13 protein-coding genes are annotated in these 15,252 nt (G+C 71.9%); 10 read left to right on the top strand and 3 right to left on the bottom strand.

Features of this window, described 5'->3' with window-relative positions; genetic code table 11:
- Positions 1-11 precede the first annotated feature (11 nt).
- Complete coding sequence (locus tag ACF089_RS26865) at positions 12-1,418, bottom strand: MDR family MFS transporter (RefSeq protein WP_392031521.1); 1,407 nt, start codon at positions 1,416-1,418, stop codon at positions 12-14.
- A 202-nt stretch (positions 1,419-1,620) separates the two neighbouring features.
- On the opposite strand from ACF089_RS26865, the gene ACF089_RS26870 reads away from it, so the two are divergent.
- Complete coding sequence (locus tag ACF089_RS26870; RefSeq protein WP_392031523.1) at positions 1,621-2,382, top strand: phosphoglyceromutase; 762 nt, start codon at positions 1,621-1,623, stop codon at positions 2,380-2,382.
- 550 nt (positions 2,383-2,932) lie between these two features.
- Here ACF089_RS26870 and phoU read toward each other — a convergent pair.
- Positions 2,933-3,610 carry a phosphate signaling complex protein PhoU gene (gene phoU / locus ACF089_RS26875; protein WP_392031526.1) on the bottom strand — a complete coding sequence of 226 codons (678 nt, stop codon included), beginning with the start codon at positions 3,608-3,610 and terminating at the stop codon, positions 2,933-2,935.
- 203 nt (positions 3,611-3,813) lie between these two features.
- On the opposite strand from phoU, the gene ACF089_RS26880 reads away from it, so the two are divergent.
- Both ACF089_RS26880 and ACF089_RS26885 read left to right on the top strand, forming a co-directional pair.
- A complete protein-coding gene (locus ACF089_RS26880) occupies positions 3,814-5,436 on the top strand; it encodes an ATP-binding protein (protein ID WP_392031529.1) in 1,623 nt (540 codons plus the stop codon).
- Complete coding sequence (locus ACF089_RS26885; RefSeq protein ID WP_018847140.1) at positions 5,433-6,113, top strand: response regulator transcription factor; 681 nt, start codon at positions 5,433-5,435, stop codon at positions 6,111-6,113. Before ACF089_RS26880 ends, ACF089_RS26885 begins: the two co-directional genes overlap by 4 nt.
- Before the next feature lie 115 nt (positions 6,114-6,228).
- Here the strand turns inward: ACF089_RS26885 and ACF089_RS26890 are convergent, their stop codons facing one another.
- Positions 6,229-6,933 carry a hypothetical protein gene (locus ACF089_RS26890; RefSeq protein ID WP_392031532.1) on the bottom strand — a complete coding sequence of 235 codons (705 nt, stop codon included), beginning with the start codon at positions 6,931-6,933 and terminating at the stop codon, positions 6,229-6,231.
- Positions 6,934-7,830: 897 nt separating this feature from the next.
- On the opposite strand from ACF089_RS26890, the gene ACF089_RS26895 reads away from it, so the two are divergent.
- The 7 genes from ACF089_RS26895 (at position 7,831) to ACF089_RS26925 (ending at position 14,817) form a co-directional block, all read left to right on the top strand.
- Positions 7,831-8,313, top strand: a complete 483-nt coding sequence (locus ACF089_RS26895) for a CarD family transcriptional regulator (RefSeq protein WP_003953493.1) — start codon at positions 7,831-7,833, stop codon at positions 8,311-8,313.
- A 275-nt stretch (positions 8,314-8,588) separates the two neighbouring features.
- The gene (gene ispD, locus ACF089_RS26900; RefSeq protein WP_392031536.1) at positions 8,589-9,338 is read left to right on the top strand and encodes a 2-C-methyl-D-erythritol 4-phosphate cytidylyltransferase; all 750 of its coding nucleotides are present in this window, start codon (positions 8,589-8,591) and stop codon (positions 9,336-9,338) included.
- The gene (ispF, locus tag ACF089_RS26905) at positions 9,325-9,849 is read left to right on the top strand and encodes a 2-C-methyl-D-erythritol 2,4-cyclodiphosphate synthase (RefSeq protein WP_392031539.1); all 525 of its coding nucleotides are present in this window, start codon (positions 9,325-9,327) and stop codon (positions 9,847-9,849) included. Before ispD ends, ispF begins: the two co-directional genes overlap by 14 nt.
- A 173-nt stretch (positions 9,850-10,022) precedes the next feature.
- The gene (locus ACF089_RS26910; RefSeq protein WP_392031542.1) at positions 10,023-10,427 is read left to right on the top strand and encodes a PPOX class F420-dependent oxidoreductase; all 405 of its coding nucleotides are present in this window, start codon (positions 10,023-10,025) and stop codon (positions 10,425-10,427) included.
- 91 nt (positions 10,428-10,518) lie between these two features.
- Complete coding sequence (gene cysS, locus ACF089_RS26915) at positions 10,519-11,919, top strand: cysteine--tRNA ligase (protein ID WP_392031545.1); 1,401 nt, start codon at positions 10,519-10,521, stop codon at positions 11,917-11,919.
- Positions 11,920-12,004: 85 nt separating this feature from the next.
- Positions 12,005-12,955 carry a 23S rRNA (guanosine(2251)-2'-O)-methyltransferase RlmB gene (rlmB, locus tag ACF089_RS26920; RefSeq protein WP_392031548.1) on the top strand — a complete coding sequence of 317 codons (951 nt, stop codon included), beginning with the start codon at positions 12,005-12,007 and terminating at the stop codon, positions 12,953-12,955.
- A 218-nt stretch (positions 12,956-13,173) separates the two neighbouring features.
- Complete coding sequence (locus ACF089_RS26925) at positions 13,174-14,817, top strand: DoxX family membrane protein (RefSeq protein ID WP_392031551.1); 1,644 nt, start codon at positions 13,174-13,176, stop codon at positions 14,815-14,817.
- The last annotated feature ends 435 nt before the right edge of the window (positions 14,818-15,252 follow it).

Genomic DNA, 15,252 nt, shown 5'->3' on the forward strand with positions numbered 1-15,252 from the left:
CGGCCGACCGGTCAGACCCGCTTCACGGCCTCCGCCGCGCCGACCGCCTCCGCCGCACCGAGGCCCTTCGCCGCACCGGCCGCCTCCCCGCCGAGCGCCGCGCCGGCCGCCTCCCCGCCGACCTCCCCGCCGACCGCCTCCCCGCCGGCCGCCCCCCGCCCCGCCGCCGGAGCCTCCGGCCCCGCGGCGATCTCCTCCTCCGGACCCCGGGGAAGATTGCGCATCAGCGCCCAGTACCCGAGCCCCGCCGCCGTCCCCAGCACGGCGCACATCCCCCACAGCCACTCCGCGCCGAACCGGTCGATCACCACGCCCGCCACCAGCGGGGCGATCAGCGTCGCCACCGACCACGTCATCGTGTACATGCCCTGGTACCGGCCCCGGCCGTGCACCGGCGAGAGCCGCACCACCAGACCCGTCTGCGTCGGCGCGTTGACGATCTCGGCCAGCGTCCACACGACCACCGTCAGCGCGTACAGCCCGATCGACCCGGCGAACGCGGTGAGCCCGAACCCGTACCCGGCCAGCACCGACGAGAGGATCAGCAGCCGACGCGGGTCGCGGTGCTCGATGTACCGGGTCACCGGGATCTGGAGCACCACGACGAGTACGCCGTTGAGCGCCATCACCGTGCCGTAGTCCGAGGCCGACAGCCCGTCCTCGCCCATCGCCAGCGGCAGCCCGACATGCCCCTGCATGAAGATCAGGGCGATCGCGAAGGACAGTCCGACCACGCCCATGAACCGGCCGTCGCGCAGCACGGTCCCGAGTCCGACCTCCGGCACGGCCGCGCCGTCGGCCGCGGGGCGCTCCGGCCTCGACTCGGGCAGCTTCACGAAGATGAAGACCGCGCAGATCAGCGTCATCACGGCCTCGCCGAGGAAACCGGCCAGATAGCTGTACTCGGCGATGAAGCCCGCCGCGACCGCAGAGATCGCGAAACCCAGATTGATCGCCCAGTAGTTGAGCGAGAACGCCCGCACCCGGTCCTTCGGCGGCACGATGTCCGCCATCATCGCCTGGACGGCGGGCCGGGAGGCGTTGGACGCCGCGCCCACCGCGCACGCCACGGCCGCGATCGCCGCCGGATGGTGGACGAAGCCCAGGGCGGCGACGGACACGGCGGTCGCCGTCTGGGAGATCAGCAGCGTGGGCCGCCGCCCCAGCCGGTCGGCCATCACCCCGCCGCCGAGCGAGGCGACCACCCCGCCGAGCCCGTACAGCGAGACCACCAGACCGGCGTACGCGGCCGAGTGGCCCTGGTCCGAGGTGAGGTACAGCACCAGGAAGGTGGCGACGAAGCCCCCGAGCCGGTTGACCAGCGTGCTGGTCCACAGCCACCAGAACTCCCGGGGGAGCCCGGACACGCTCTCCGTGACGGCGCGGCGAACGCCTCTGAGCAGACCGGCTGTGGACATGGATCCCCCCAGGACCTACGACGGATGGCAGATGTAAGCGTCACTCTCCGAAAGAGAACGTTACGTAGGCCGTGGTCCCGGCGGCCAGTGGATTGACACGGATCGTCAAGAGTCGCGGCGGACCGCCGGGTGTACGCCCCCAAAGCCGGAGACGCCCACCGCCGGAGAGAGAGCCGTACACCCGTCCATTAGGCTCGGACACATGGCCGACGCACCGTACAAGCTGATCCTCCTCCGCCACGGCGAGAGCGAGTGGAACGCGAAGAACCTGTTCACCGGCTGGGTGGACGTCAATCTCACGGAGAAGGGCGAGAAGGAGGCGGTCCGCGGCGGTGAGCTGCTGAAGGACGCCGGTCTGCTCCCCGACGTACTGCACACCTCGCTCCAGAAGCGCGCCATCCGCACCGCCCAGCTCTCGCTGGAGGCCGCGGACCGCCACTGGATCCCCGTACACCGCTCCTGGCGGCTCAACGAGCGCCACTACGGCGCTCTCCAGGGCAAGGACAAGGCGCAGACGCTCGCCGAGTTCGGCGAGGAGCAGTTCATGCTCTGGCGCCGCTCGTACGACGTCCCGCCGCCGGCCCTCGAGGACGGCACGGAGTTCTCGCAGAGCGACGACCCCCGTTACGCCACCATCCCGCCGGAGCTGCGCCCGCGCACCGAGTGCCTGAAGGACGTCGGCGTCCGGATGCTGCCGTACTGGTACGACGGCATCGTCCCGGACCTGCTGGCCGGCCGGACCGTCCTGGTCGCGGCCCACGGCAACTCGCTGCGCGCGCTGGTCAAGCACCTCGACGGCGTCTCCGACGAGGACATCGCCGGGCTGAACATCCCGACCGGCATCCCGCTGGCGTACGAGCTGGACGCCGACTTCAAGCCGGTCAAGCCGGGCGGCACCTACCTCGACCCCGACGCGGCCGCCGCGGCGATCGAGGCCGTGAAGAACCAGGGCAAGAAGAAGTAGCCACGACACCCGGCATGCCCCCGGTCGCGGATCCCTCCGCGCCCGGGGGCATGTCGTGTGTCCGCCCCCGGACGCGCTCCGGCGAACGGCTCCGCGGCCCCGCAGGCCGTCCCGTGAAGAGGGCCCCGGCGTCCCGGACCGCTCCGGGACGCCGGGGCCCTCAGGGGCACTCGGTCGCGGCTAGCCGCAGCCGCCGCACTGGCACTGGCCGCCGGACTGGCAGCCGCACTGGCAGCCCGGTCCGCAGCTGCAGGACAGGACCGGCGAGAACGCCGTCCCGGCCGGGATCACGCGCCGGGGATCTGATGTCGGGGAATCGGCCATGGGCCCTCCTCATGAGCGTACGAGCCGTTCAGGACGTACGGAACATGTCCCACAGCGCTGTACGAGACGGTCCCGTACGCCGGTACGGGACGGCCCGTACCGCGGTGTACGGGGCATGGCTGTGCAGCGGGCGGTCAGGGAGCCCCGCCTCCCGCTATTGCACGCCAGCGCGGGCGGGCGCATCAACAGCGCGCGGAGGCACGCCGCCGATCCCCGAGTCTTCGCGCTACGCGCCCTCCACCTGAGTCGTCGCCTGAAGCTCGTCCGCGTGCTCGCCGGTGACGAGATAGACGACCCGCTTCGCCACCGACACCGCGTGGTCGGCGAACCGCTCGTAGTAGCGGCCGAGCAGCGTCACATCGACCGCCGTCTCGATGCCGTGCTTCCAGCGGTCGTCCATCAGATGCTGGAAGAGCGCGCGGTGCAGCAGATCCATCTCGTCGTCGTCCGTCTCCAGCTGAAGCGCCAGATCGACGTCCTTGGTGATGATCACCTCCGCCGCCTTCGCCATCAGCCGCTGCGCCAGCTGGCCCATCTCCAGGATCGTCGCCTGAAGATCCCTGGGCACCGCCGACTGCGGGAAGCGCAGCCGGGCCAGCTTCGCCACATGCTGCGCCAGATCGCCCGAACGCTCCAGGTCGGCGCTCATCCGCAGCGAGGTCACCACGATCCGCAGATCCGTGGCCACCGGCTGCTGGCGGGCCAGCAGGGCGATCGCCCGCGCCTCCAGATCGTGCTGGAGGTCATCGACCTTCTGGTCGGCCGCAATGACAGTTTCGGCCAATTTCAGGTCGGCATCGAGCATGGCCGTGGTGGCGCGCCCGATGGCCGACCCCACCAGCCTGGCCATTTCGACCAGGCCCTCGCCGATCGAATCCAGTTCCTCGTGGTACGCGTCCCGCATCGAGTTCCCTTTCAGCTGCCTGTGAACAGAGGTCCGGGTGGGGCTCTCGGACCCCCACGCTCCCACGGTGGGTCCGAAACGCGTCGAGGGCCTCCCGGTCACATGAACCGGCCCCGTCCCCTCGGTGAACTCTGGGCGACGACTGTTCGAGACGCCACCCGATTGGCTGTGACCATGTCCGTGGGCCCGCCTAACCTGGAAGCATGGACGTGAACGCGGCGGTCGCCGCAGTGGCTGCGATCGCCGGTCTGCTCACCGGCGTGATCGCCATGCTGGCGTTCCGCTGGAGCGAGCGGGAACAGCGCAGACCCACCCGCACCTCACTGCACACCGACGCCGTGCTGCCGCCCGGCGTCGACACCGTGCTGTCCGTGCTCCGCTCCTCCGCCGTCGTGCTCGACGAGAGCGACTCCGTCGTGAAGGCCAGCTCCGCGGCGTATGCGCTCGGTCTGGTCCGTGGCGGAAAACTGACGGTCGAGGCCATGCTCCAGATGGCCCGCGACACCCGGCGCGACGGTGAGATACGTCAGGTCGAGCTGGATCTCCCGCGCCGCGGCACCGGCCGCGGCGAGGCGCTCGCCGTCTCCGCCCGGGTCGCCCCCCTCGGCTCCCGTCTCGTCCTCCTCCTGGTCGAGGATCTCACCGAGGCCCGCCGGATCGAAGCGGTTCGGCGAGACTTCGTCGCCAATGTCAGCCATGAGCTGAAGACGCCCGTCGGCGCGCTCTCGCTGCTCTCCGAGGCGGTCATGGACGCGTCCGACGACCCCGAGGCGGTCTACCGCTTCGCCGGCCGGATGCAGATCGAGGCCACCCGGCTCACCAATCTCGTCCAGGAGCTGATCGACCTCTCCCGGGTGCAGAACGACGACCCGCTGGAGGACGCCGAGCCGGTCCGGGTGGACGAGCTGGTCGCCGAGGCGATCGACCGCTCCCGGCACCCCGCCTCCACCAAGCAGATCACCATGGCCAGCGGAGGCGCCTCCGGCCTCCACATCTGGGGCAATCGCGGCAAGCTCGCCGCGGCCCTGGGCAATCTGGTGGAGAACGCGGTCAACTACTCGCCGGCCCGCACCCGCGTCGGCATCTCGGCCCGCAGACTCCCCGCCCCCGGGGGCGAGGGCTCCCAGGGCGGCGGCTTCGGCGGGCTGATCGAGATCGCCGTCACCGACCAGGGCATCGGGATCCCCGAGAAGGACCGCGAGCGCATCTTCGAGCGGTTCTACCGGGTCGACCCGGCCCGCTCGCGCGCCACCGGAGGCACCGGCCTCGGACTCGCCATCGTGAAACATGTGGCAGCCTCGCACGGCGGGGAGGTCACGGTGTGGAGCACCGAAGGACAGGGTTCCACTTTCACCCTCAGACTTCCCGAAGCGGGCTCCGCCCGGGACCGTACGACCTCCGGACCCGACGCGACGCCCGAAGCCCCTTCCGGAACCGATCCCCATCCCCTCCCGGGGGCCGGCTCCGACACCGGAACCGGAACCGGATCTTCCATGGATCCGGGCCACCGCCCGGGGACCAGCACCACGACCAGCACCGCGACCAGCCCCGGGACCGACCCTCACCCCGGGACCGACCGCCCTCACCCCGGGACCGACCCTCGCCCCCGGACCGACCCTCACTCCGCAGCCGGCCCCGGGACCGACCCTCACCACGCCGGGACCGGCTCCCGGACCGGCGGCGGGACCGGAGCCCCTCCCGGGGCCGCCCCCGCCGCCGGAACCGACACCCCCCGCCCGGATCGCGTCGACCAGTACGACGACCGGCCCCGGCCCTACGACACCGATCCGCACACCGACATCCCTGCCCCGGAGGTCCTTCCGTGACCCGAGTGCTCGTCGTCGAGGATGAGGAATCATTCAGCGACGCCCTGTCCTACATGCTCCGCAAGGAAGGCTTCGAGGTCGCCGTCGCGACCACGGGCCCCGAGGGGCTCGACGAATTCGAACGCAACGGCGCCGACCTCGTCCTCCTCGATCTGATGCTGCCCGGGCTGCCGGGCACCGAGGTCTGTCGCCAGCTCCGCGGCCGCTCCAACGTCCCGGTCATCATGGTGACCGCCAAGGACAGCGAGATCGACAAGGTCGTCGGGCTGGAAATAGGAGCCGACGACTACGTCACCAAGCCCTTCTCCTCGCGGGAGCTGGTCGCCCGCATCCGCGCGGTGCTGCGCCGCCGCGGCGAGCCGGAGGAGGTCACCCCGGCGGCCCTGGAGGCCGGCCCGGTCCGGATGGACGTCGACCGCCATGTGGTCACCGTCTCGGGCGGCAAGGTCGATCTGCCGCTGAAGGAGTTCGACCTGCTGGAGATGCTGCTGCGCAACGCCGGCCGGGTGCTCACCCGGATGCAGCTCATCGACCGCGTCTGGGGCGCCGACTACGTGGGCGACACCAAGACCCTGGACGTCCACGTCAAACGGCTGCGCGCCAAGATCGAGCCGGACCCGGGCGCACCGCGCTATCTGGTGACGGTCCGCGGCCTGGGGTACAAGTTCGAGCCGTAGACCGTCCCGGGCCCGTACGGCGGCGTACGGGCCCCGCGCGGCGCGCGGCGTAAACGGGTGGGCCCCGCCGGAGAGATCCGGCGGGGCCCACCCGTATGGCCGCTGGGGCGTCGTATCAGCCCGTGGTCTCGGTCTCGGCGGCGTCCGGGGACTCCGCGCCCTCCGAGGCGGGGGCGGACGCCTCGCCGGACTCGTTCTCGCCGCCCGGCTCGCCGCTCGCGGGCGCCGACGCGCCGTCGGAGGGCGCGGCCGGTGTCTTGGACGCGGGCGGCGACGGCAGGCTGCTGGGGCCGAAGCCCTCGAAGTAGTCCGTCGCGGGCACCACGAACGTCTGGAGCTTCACATCGCCGGTCTCGCTGAGGCGGAAGACCGTCTCCTGGACGCCGCCGATGTTCTTCGTCAGCGCGGTGCCGTTGTCGATCACCGCGGAGGCGTTGCCCTTGCCGCCGATCACGATCGAGCCCTGCGCGGGCACGGTGAGCAGGCCGGAGCCCGTCGCCGGGGTGAGCTTCACCGCGTCGCCGCCGGTCAGCGTGATCGACTCGACGGTCTGCGGCTTGTCGCCCAGGTTGAAGACGGTCGCGGAGACGACCGCGGGGCCCTCGGCGCCGGACTCGGGCTGGGTGATCACATTCGCGTTCTGGATGGCGATCGTGTCGACCTTCGCCTCCGCGGTGTCCGGCTTGACGCCGAGGGTCTGCGCGTTGTTGCCCGCGCCGCAGGCGGTGAGGGCGGCGAACGAGAACGTGACGGCGGTCACGGCGAGGGCACGGCGTCGAAGGCGGAGGGCGCCGGCGGACGGAGTTCGGGGGAGGCTCACGACGGCGGCATCTCCTTGACGTACGGACTGACGGTTGACGGGTCGGTCGAACCGGCGTAATCGCGGTGGGGACCGCGTCGGTTCGCGATACCGTCCGAGATCAACTCAGTTCGCCGACAGATTACAGAGCCGTCGCTCCGGGGTCGCACCCGACCCGCCCCTTCGTGGCGCGGCCGCCCCGGGCGGCTCCCGTACGCCCGCCGCCGCCCGGCCCCGGACGAGCCGCGCCCGGCCGGCCCGCCCGGCGGCCCCCGGCCCGTTCCGCACGCTCCGCCCGCCGTTTCCCGCTTCCGTCCGGCGCCGGTCCGCCCGCCGGTCCACCTGGTGTTCCGTCGGGCGCCCGCCGGTTGTTCCGCCCACTGTTCCGCCCACTGTTCCGCCCGCTGTTCGGCCGGGCGCCCGCCCGCCGTTCCGGGGAGCCGTTCCGGGGGTCCGTTCCCGGGATCCGTTACGCCGCCGTTCCGGACACGCCGCGCGGAAGTTCCCGGAGGGCCGTTTCGGGGGCCGTTCGCATATCGGCGGTGATCAATTCCGTCGCCCGGAGGGCATTTTCCGTAATGCCTTCGGCGTGACTTCGTTGATCAATTCTGGATTCCCGGCCACCGGCGTCCGTACGGGTGACCGACGGCCGAACGGAGTAGACCAAGTTCACCGTCGGGAATCCGGCAAATCGGGACGTTCACCCACGTCTGAGGGGCTCACGGCCGGTGTGACGCGCCGGTTTCCCTCCCCATGTGCAGCCGCTCCCACCTGCGAATACCCCCTTCCGGAAGCCGCTCGCAGCACGTTCGTGTTGCTGTTGTCAAGCCCCGAGATATGCCCTGACCTGCGAAAACGCCATTCAGAAGAAGCTGTATCCGTGTTACCCTGGATAGCCACGGAAGGGGTACCTGTCACATGACGTTCAAGGTTGGCGACACCGTGGTCTATCCCCATCACGGGGCCGCGCTGATCGAGGCCATCGAAACTCGCCAGATCAAAGGCGTGGACAAGACCTACTTGGTGCTCAAGGTCGCTCAGGGCGACCTGACGGTTCGTGTGCCGGCGGACAATGCGGAGTTCGTCGGTGTCCGCGATGTGGTCGGTCAGGACGGGCTCGACCGGGTCTTCGAGGTGCTGCGCGCGCCGTACGCCGAAGAGCCGACGAACTGGTCCCGCCGCTACAAGGCAAATCTTGAGAAGCTCGCTTCCGGCGATGTCATCAAGGTCGCCGAAGTCGTGCGCGACCTGTGGCGTCGTGAGCGTGAGCGCGGTCTTTCCGCAGGTGAGAAGCGGATGCTCGCCAAGGCTCGCCAGATCCTGGTGAGCGAGCTCGCCCTCGCGGAGAACACCAACGAAGACAAGGCCGAGGCTCTGCTCGACGAGGTCCTCGCGTCCTGACGCACGACGCACCAATGCCGCGGTGCCCGCTGACATGCCATGATCATCTTTGATCACGGGTCTGTCGCCGGGCGCTGCGGCATGTTCGTATCCCCCCACAGGGGTCCTACGCACCACACCACGCACGCACAGCAGTACCTGACTCCTGTGGTGTGCCGGGCCCGGGCGACTGGCGCAGACCAGTGGTCACGGAAGGGTCAGACAAGGCGTCGCGCCCGGCACGCTGTGGCCATACCCATGTCGGCCAAGGAAACAAACCTGCCGGAGTACAACCGATGACAGACGCATCGCAGCCGCCCCGCACCGCAGCCGTGATTCCGGCCGCCGGAAGAGGGGTACGACTGGGCCCCGGCGCCCCCAAGGCGCTCCGCGTGCTCAACGGCACGCCCATGCTCGTCCACGCCGTACGAGCCATGGCGGCCTCCAACGCCGTCTCGCTCGTCGTGGTCGTCGCCCCGCCCGAGGACACCCCTTCGGTGAAGACCCTCCTCACCGATCTCACCCTCCCCGACCGCACCGACATCGTCGTCGTCCCCGGCGGCGAGAACCGCCAGGAGTCGGTACGCCTCGGTCTCGCGGCCCTCCCCGACGACATCGGCACCGTCCTCGTCCACGACGCCGCCCGCCCCCTGGTGCCCGTCGACACCGTCGACGCGGTCATCGAGGCCGTACGCGACGGAGCGCCGGCCGTCGTCCCGGCCCTGCCCCTCGCCGACACCGTCAAAGAGGTCGAGCCGGGCGAGGGCGGCGCGCCCGAACCCGTCGTCGCCACCCCCGAGCGGGCCCGGCTGCGCGCCGTGCAGACCCCGCAGGGATTCGACCGCGCCACCCTCGTCCGCGCCCACGCCGAACGCCCCGGCGACGGCGGCGACGGCGCGACCGACTGCGCCGGACTGGTCGAGGCGCTCGGCGAGCCCGTCGTGGTCGTGCCCGGACACGAGGAGGCGTTCAAGGTGACCCGCCCGCTCGATCTCGTACTGGCCGAGGCCGTGCTCGCCCGCAGGAGGGCCAATGACGGCTTCTGACACCCCGCCGGTCCCGCTCCCGCCGATCCCGCTCGTCGGCGTCGGCACCGACGTCCACGCCTTCGAGGCCGGCCGCGAGCTGTGGTGCGCCGGGCTGCTCTGGGAGGGCGAGGACGGCCTCGCCGGGCACTCCGACGGCGATGTCGCCGCCCACGCCGCCTGCGACGCCCTCTTCTCCGCCGCCGGCGTCGGCGACCTCGGCGCGCACTTCGGCACCGGCCGCCCCGAGTGGTCCGGCGCGTCCGGCGTCGCCCTGCTGACCGAGGCCGCCCGGATCGTCCGCGCCGAGGGCTTCGAGATCGGCAATGTCGCCATCCAGGTCATCGGCGTACGACCGAAGATCGGCAAGCGCCGGGCGGAGGCGCAGAAGGCGCTGTCCGCCGCCGTCGGCGCCCCGGTCTCGGTGTCCGGGACGACGACGGACGGCCTCGGGCTCACCGGCCGCGCCGAGGGCCTCGCCGCGCTCGCCACCGCGCTGGTGCTCCCCCGTCGCCCCGCGCCGGGGGCCTGAGCGGGCCCGAGCCCGTACGCCGCGCGTACCCGCCGGGGCCCGGGCGGGCCCGCGCTTCTGCGCCGGACGGACGGAAATCCCCGCCGGGTGTGGTGCGCCTCACCCGGCGGGTACTGGTAACCCGTACCGCCCGTGTGATCAGTTCGCGTCCATCCACCAGAAAGGCCGCACCCATGACCGCCGCGCTCTCGGACGAGCTGAAGACGCTGCTCGACAGCCCCGTCTTCGTGAACATCGCGACCATCCAGCCCGACGGCAGTCCCCAGGTGTCGCCGGTATGGGTGAAGAGGGACGGGGACGACCTCCTCGTCTCCACCACCCTGGGCCGCCGCAAGGAGAAGAACCTCCGCCGCGACCCGCGGGTCACCGTCGTCGTGCAGCCCTTCGACGCCCCCTACACCTACGCCGAGATCCGCGGCACCGCCGCCCTCGACACCGAGGGCGGACAGGAGCTGATCGACGAGCTGGCCGTGAAATACACCGGCAAGCGGTACGCGGAATTCAACCCCGCCGCGGGCGAGGACGCGCCCCGCGTGGTCGTCCGGATCACCCCGCGCAAGATCGTCGGTCGTATCTGATCGCACAGCGGGCTTGTACGGGTGCACAAAGTTCCGCCCCGCGGTCCGCAAGGGTCGCGGGGCACGGCCGTACGGCCACTACCCTTGTCGCGTGACTATTCGCCTGTACGACACCAGCGCCCGGCAGATCCGTGACTTCACCCCGCTCGTCCCGGGCTGCGTCTCGATCTACCTCTGTGGTGCGACCGTGCAGGCCGCCCCGCACATCGGGCACATCCGGTCCGGGCTGAACTTCGACATCATGCGCCGCTGGTTCGAGTACCGCGGCTACGACGTGACGTTCATCCGCAATGTCACGGACATCGACGACAAGATCATCCAGAAGTCCGCGGAACAGAACCGCCCCTGGTGGTCCATCGGATACGCCAACGAGCGCGCCTTCAACGAGGGCTATGACGCCCTCGGCTGCCTGCCGCCCAGCTATGAACCGCGCGCCACCGGCCACATCACCGAGATGGTCGAGATGATGCGCGGCCTCATCGAGCGCGGACACGCCTACGAGGCCGACGGCAATGTGTACTTCGACGTCCGGTCCTTCCCCGGCTATCTCCAGCTCTCCAACCAGGAGCTGGACGATCTGCGCCAGCCCTCCGGCGAGGGCGAGACCGGCAAGCGCGACCAGCGCGACTTCGCCATGTGGAAGGCGACCAAGCCCGGCGAGCCCAGCTGGGAGACCCCGTGGGGCCGCGGCCGCCCCGGCTGGCACCTGGAGTGCTCCGCCATGGCGCACAAGTACCTGGGCGCCGCCTTCGACGTCCACGGCGGCGGGCTCGACCTCATCTTCCCGCACCACGAGAACGAGATCGCCCAGGCCAAGGCCTTCGGCGACGAATTCGCGCGCTACTGGGTGCACAACGCCTGGGTCACCATGAGCGGCGAGAAGATGTCCAAGTCGCTCGGCAACTCGGTGCTGGTCTCCGAGATGGTCAAGCACTGGAAGCCCATCGTGCTGCGCTACTACCTCGGCACCCCGCACTACCGCTCGATGATCGAGTACAGCGAGGAGGCGCTGCGCGAGGCCGAGTCCGCGTTCGCCCGGATCGCCGGCTTCATGCAGCGCGTCTGCGAGAAGACCGGGGGGCCGGTCGACGCCGCCGACGAGGTGCCGCTCGCCTTCGCCGAGGCCATGGACGACGACCTCGGCGTCCCGCAGGCCCTCGCCGTCATCCACACCACCGTCCGCCAGGGCAATTCGGCGCTCGCCGCCGACGACAAGGAGACCGCGGTCGCCCGCCTGGCCGAGGTGCGCGCCATGCTCGGCGTCCTCGGGCTCGACCCGTTCGACCCGCACTGGGCGGGCGACGCCGACGGCGGCGAGGATCTGCACGGCGCGGTCGACACGCTCGTACGCCTGGTCCTCCAGCAGCGCGAGGCGGCCCGGGCCCGCAAGGACTGGGCCACCGCCGACGCCATCCGCGACCAGCTCCAGCAGTCCGGGCTCGTCATCGAGGACGGTCCGGACGGTCCGCGCTGGACGCTCGGCCCCCGCTGAGCCAGGACGAATGTGCCGCCCGGCCGTCCGGGCGGCACACTGTCATACGTACACACATACGAGGATTCAGGAACAGGTAACAGTCATGGCCGGGAACAGCCAGCGCAGAAACCGCCGCACGTCCAACAAGAAGGGCGCGCAGGTCGGCAGCGGTGGCCAGCGACGCCGCGGCCTTGAGGGCAAGGGCCCGACCCCGCCCGCCTCCGCCCGCAAGGGGCACGTGAAGAATCGCGTGGCCAACGCCAAGGCCCGGCAGACCACCCGGCGGCCCGTCGCCCGCCGCGGCGGCAAGGGCACGTCCGAGATGGTCGTCGGCCGCAACCCGGTCTTCGAGGCGCTGCGCGACGGAGTGCCCGCCACCACGCTCTTCATCCAGCAGTACATCGACAACGACGAGCGCGTCCGCGAGGCGATCCAGCTCGCCACCGGCCGGGGCAACCTCCACATCATGGAGGCCCCCCGCCCGGAGCTGGACCGGATGACCAACGGGCTCAACCACCAGGGGCTCGTCCTCCAGGTCCCGCCGTACGAGTACGCGCACCCCGAGGACCTCGTCGCCACCGCCGCCGACCACGGGGAGACCCCGCTGATCGTCGCGCTCGACGGGGTCACCGACCCGCGCAACCTCGGCGCCGTCGTCCGCTCCGTCTCCGCCTTCGGCGGGCACGGCGTCGTCGTCCCCGAGCGCCGTGCCGCGGGCATGACCGCCGGCGCGTGGAAGACCTCCGCCGGCACCGCCGCGCGCACCCCGGTGGCCCGCGCCACCAATCTGACCCGCGCGCTGGAGGGCTACCAGAAGGCCGGTCTCACCGTCGTCGGCCTGGCCGCCGACGGCGAGCACGAGGTCGGCGACCTGGCGGCGCTCGGCAATCCGCTGGTCATCGTCGTCGGCAGCGAGGGCAAGGGCCTCTCCCGCCTCGTCGGCGAGACCTGCGACTATCTGGTCCGCATCCCGATGCCCGGCGGCGCGGAGTCGCTGAACGCGGGCGTCGCGGCCGGTGTGGTGCTGTACGAGGCGGCCAAGCGGCGCGCCTGACCCGGCGCCCGCCCGCTCCGGCGTCCCCGCCTCCCTCGCACCGAGGGGCGCGGGGACGCGGTCTTTCCGGCGGGGGCGCGCGCGGAGGCTTGACGGCGCGCGTACGACAGGTTGACGCCGGGAGGGCACACCTCCGCCAACCCTCTCACCAGCCTTGACGGGTCTCGGACAGATAGGGCCGGTCGCGGCAGTGTCCAAACTCCATGTCACTCGGTTAGATGAGTGTGGACACCAGAACGCCCCGGTCCGGGTTCGACGATCAGCCCGCGCTGAGCATGATCAAGGTTGACTGCGACCCCGCGCAGGTCATCGTGAACCACGCCAGCTTCCGGGTGCAGCTCGCCCAGAGGCCGCGCCCCGCGCGAGCCATGGCGGACACCGCCATGATCCCCGGGGCGGCGGTGCGGCGGCGGGCGCCCGTCGTCTGGAGCGGCAGATCCGCCCCTGGCGACTCGGGCGCGACCGGTCTGCTCCAGGCCGTGCGCAACAGCACCGCCACCGCCGAGCGCGACGGCTACGCCCCGCACGACGCGGGCTCGACCCAGGTCATCCCCCGGGTCCGGCTCCCCGAGGGCGCGTCCGGCGCGGACGACACCGCGCCCAACCCGGTCGCCGGATCCTCCGGGCGACCGCTGCTGCCGCCGATGCGGCAGGCGGTCGGCGCGTACGACGCGTACCCCACGTACGACTCGGGACCCTACGACGACGAGCCGGAGGACGGGGACGAGGCCGCGGGCGACGGCCGCACCCAGCGCCACGGCAACGACGTGGTGCGGCACGCGTACTACCCGGGCCGCCGGATGAACCTCGGCGTGGTGCTGCTGCCGCTGCGGGTCTTCCTCGGCTTCATCTCCATCTACGCGGGCATGGGCAAGCTCTGCGACCCCGTCTACTTCGACGGCGGCGAGCGCGGGTCCATGGTGAAGTGGCTCAACTCGCTGCACCCGTGGGCGCTCGCCGAGCCGCTGCGCGACTTCGCGCTCTCCCACCCGGTGGGGGCGGGGCTCACCGTCGCCTTCCTCCAGGTCGTCGTCGGCGTGCTCACCGTCCTCGGGCTGTGGCAGCGGGTCGCGGCCGTCGTCGGCGCGCTGCTCTCCGCCGCGCTGATCCTCACGGTCACCTGGAAGACCGTGCCCGCGTACGACGCGCCCGACATCATCTACCTCGCCGCCTGGTCGCCGCTGATCATCGCGGGGGCCCCCGTCTACTCCATCGACGGGCGGCTCGCGGGCGAGGCGTGGCGGACGCTCGGGCCGCGGTCCGAGCTGTGGCAGCTGCGGCAGCGGGTGCTGCGGCGCGGCGCGGTCGTCACCACCGTGGTGGTCGGGCTCACGCTGCTCATCGGCTCGATGCTCGGCGGGGCGGTCCGCTCCACCGAGATGGTCACCGTGCCCGGGCCCAACCAGGACCCGACCAACCACCTCCCCGGCTCCCCGCTCCGCGAGGACCGGCCGTCCGGCGCGAGCGCGTCGGCGGGGCCGAGCGGGGACGGCGAGAAGCGGAAGAAGAAGCCCTCGCCGACCGCGAGCCGGCCCGGCGGCACGCCGGAGCGGCAGCGGTCCACGCCCTCCTCGACCGCCGGGGCCACGGTCCCGGAGACGGCGTCCACCGGGGCCGGGCGGCCCAGCCAGACCCAGGGCACGGGCAGCGGCCAGCAGCAGCCCACCCGCTCCCAGCCCGCCCAGCAGCAACAGCAGCCGGCCACCGGCACGGACCCGTCCACCGGGGGCGGGGGCACGGGGAGCGGGGGGTCCGGGAGCGCGCCGGGGACGAGTACGGATGGGACGGGGGCTACGGGGGGCGGGTCGAGTACGGGGGAGACGTCGACCGGGGGCAAGGTCATCGGCGGCCTCCTGGGCTGACCCGGCCTCTCCCTGCCCGGGGCCTCGCGCCCCGGGCATTTCCAGCCCGTCACGGTGCCGAACCCACTCGTCGTGGTGCCGAACCCACCCGTCGTGGTGACGAACCCAGCCCGTCTCGGGGGACAGACCCAGCGGTCGCGGTGACGAACCCAGCCCGTCTCGGGGGCAAACCCAGCCCGTCCGGCGATTGAGGACGGACCTCGGATCGGAGGTCCCGGGTCGGACAGGCGCCCCTTGCCTCGGCGCGCTCCTGCCTGTCCGGTGACCGAGTCCAGCCCGTCTTGGGGGCAAACCCAGCCCGTCCGGCGATTGAGGACGGACCTCCGCCCCGGAGACCCCGCACGGGACCCGCCCCGGGTGCGCCCTCAGGCAGCCCCACAATCCCCCGGCCCGGCGCAGGGCCCCCCGGGGGCCCGGGGGCCGTGGTGGCCTCTC

It is taken from the genome of Streptomyces sp. NPDC014894 (assembly GCF_043080985.1).
Classification (GTDB): Bacteria; Actinomycetota; Actinomycetes; order Streptomycetales; family Streptomycetaceae; genus Streptomyces.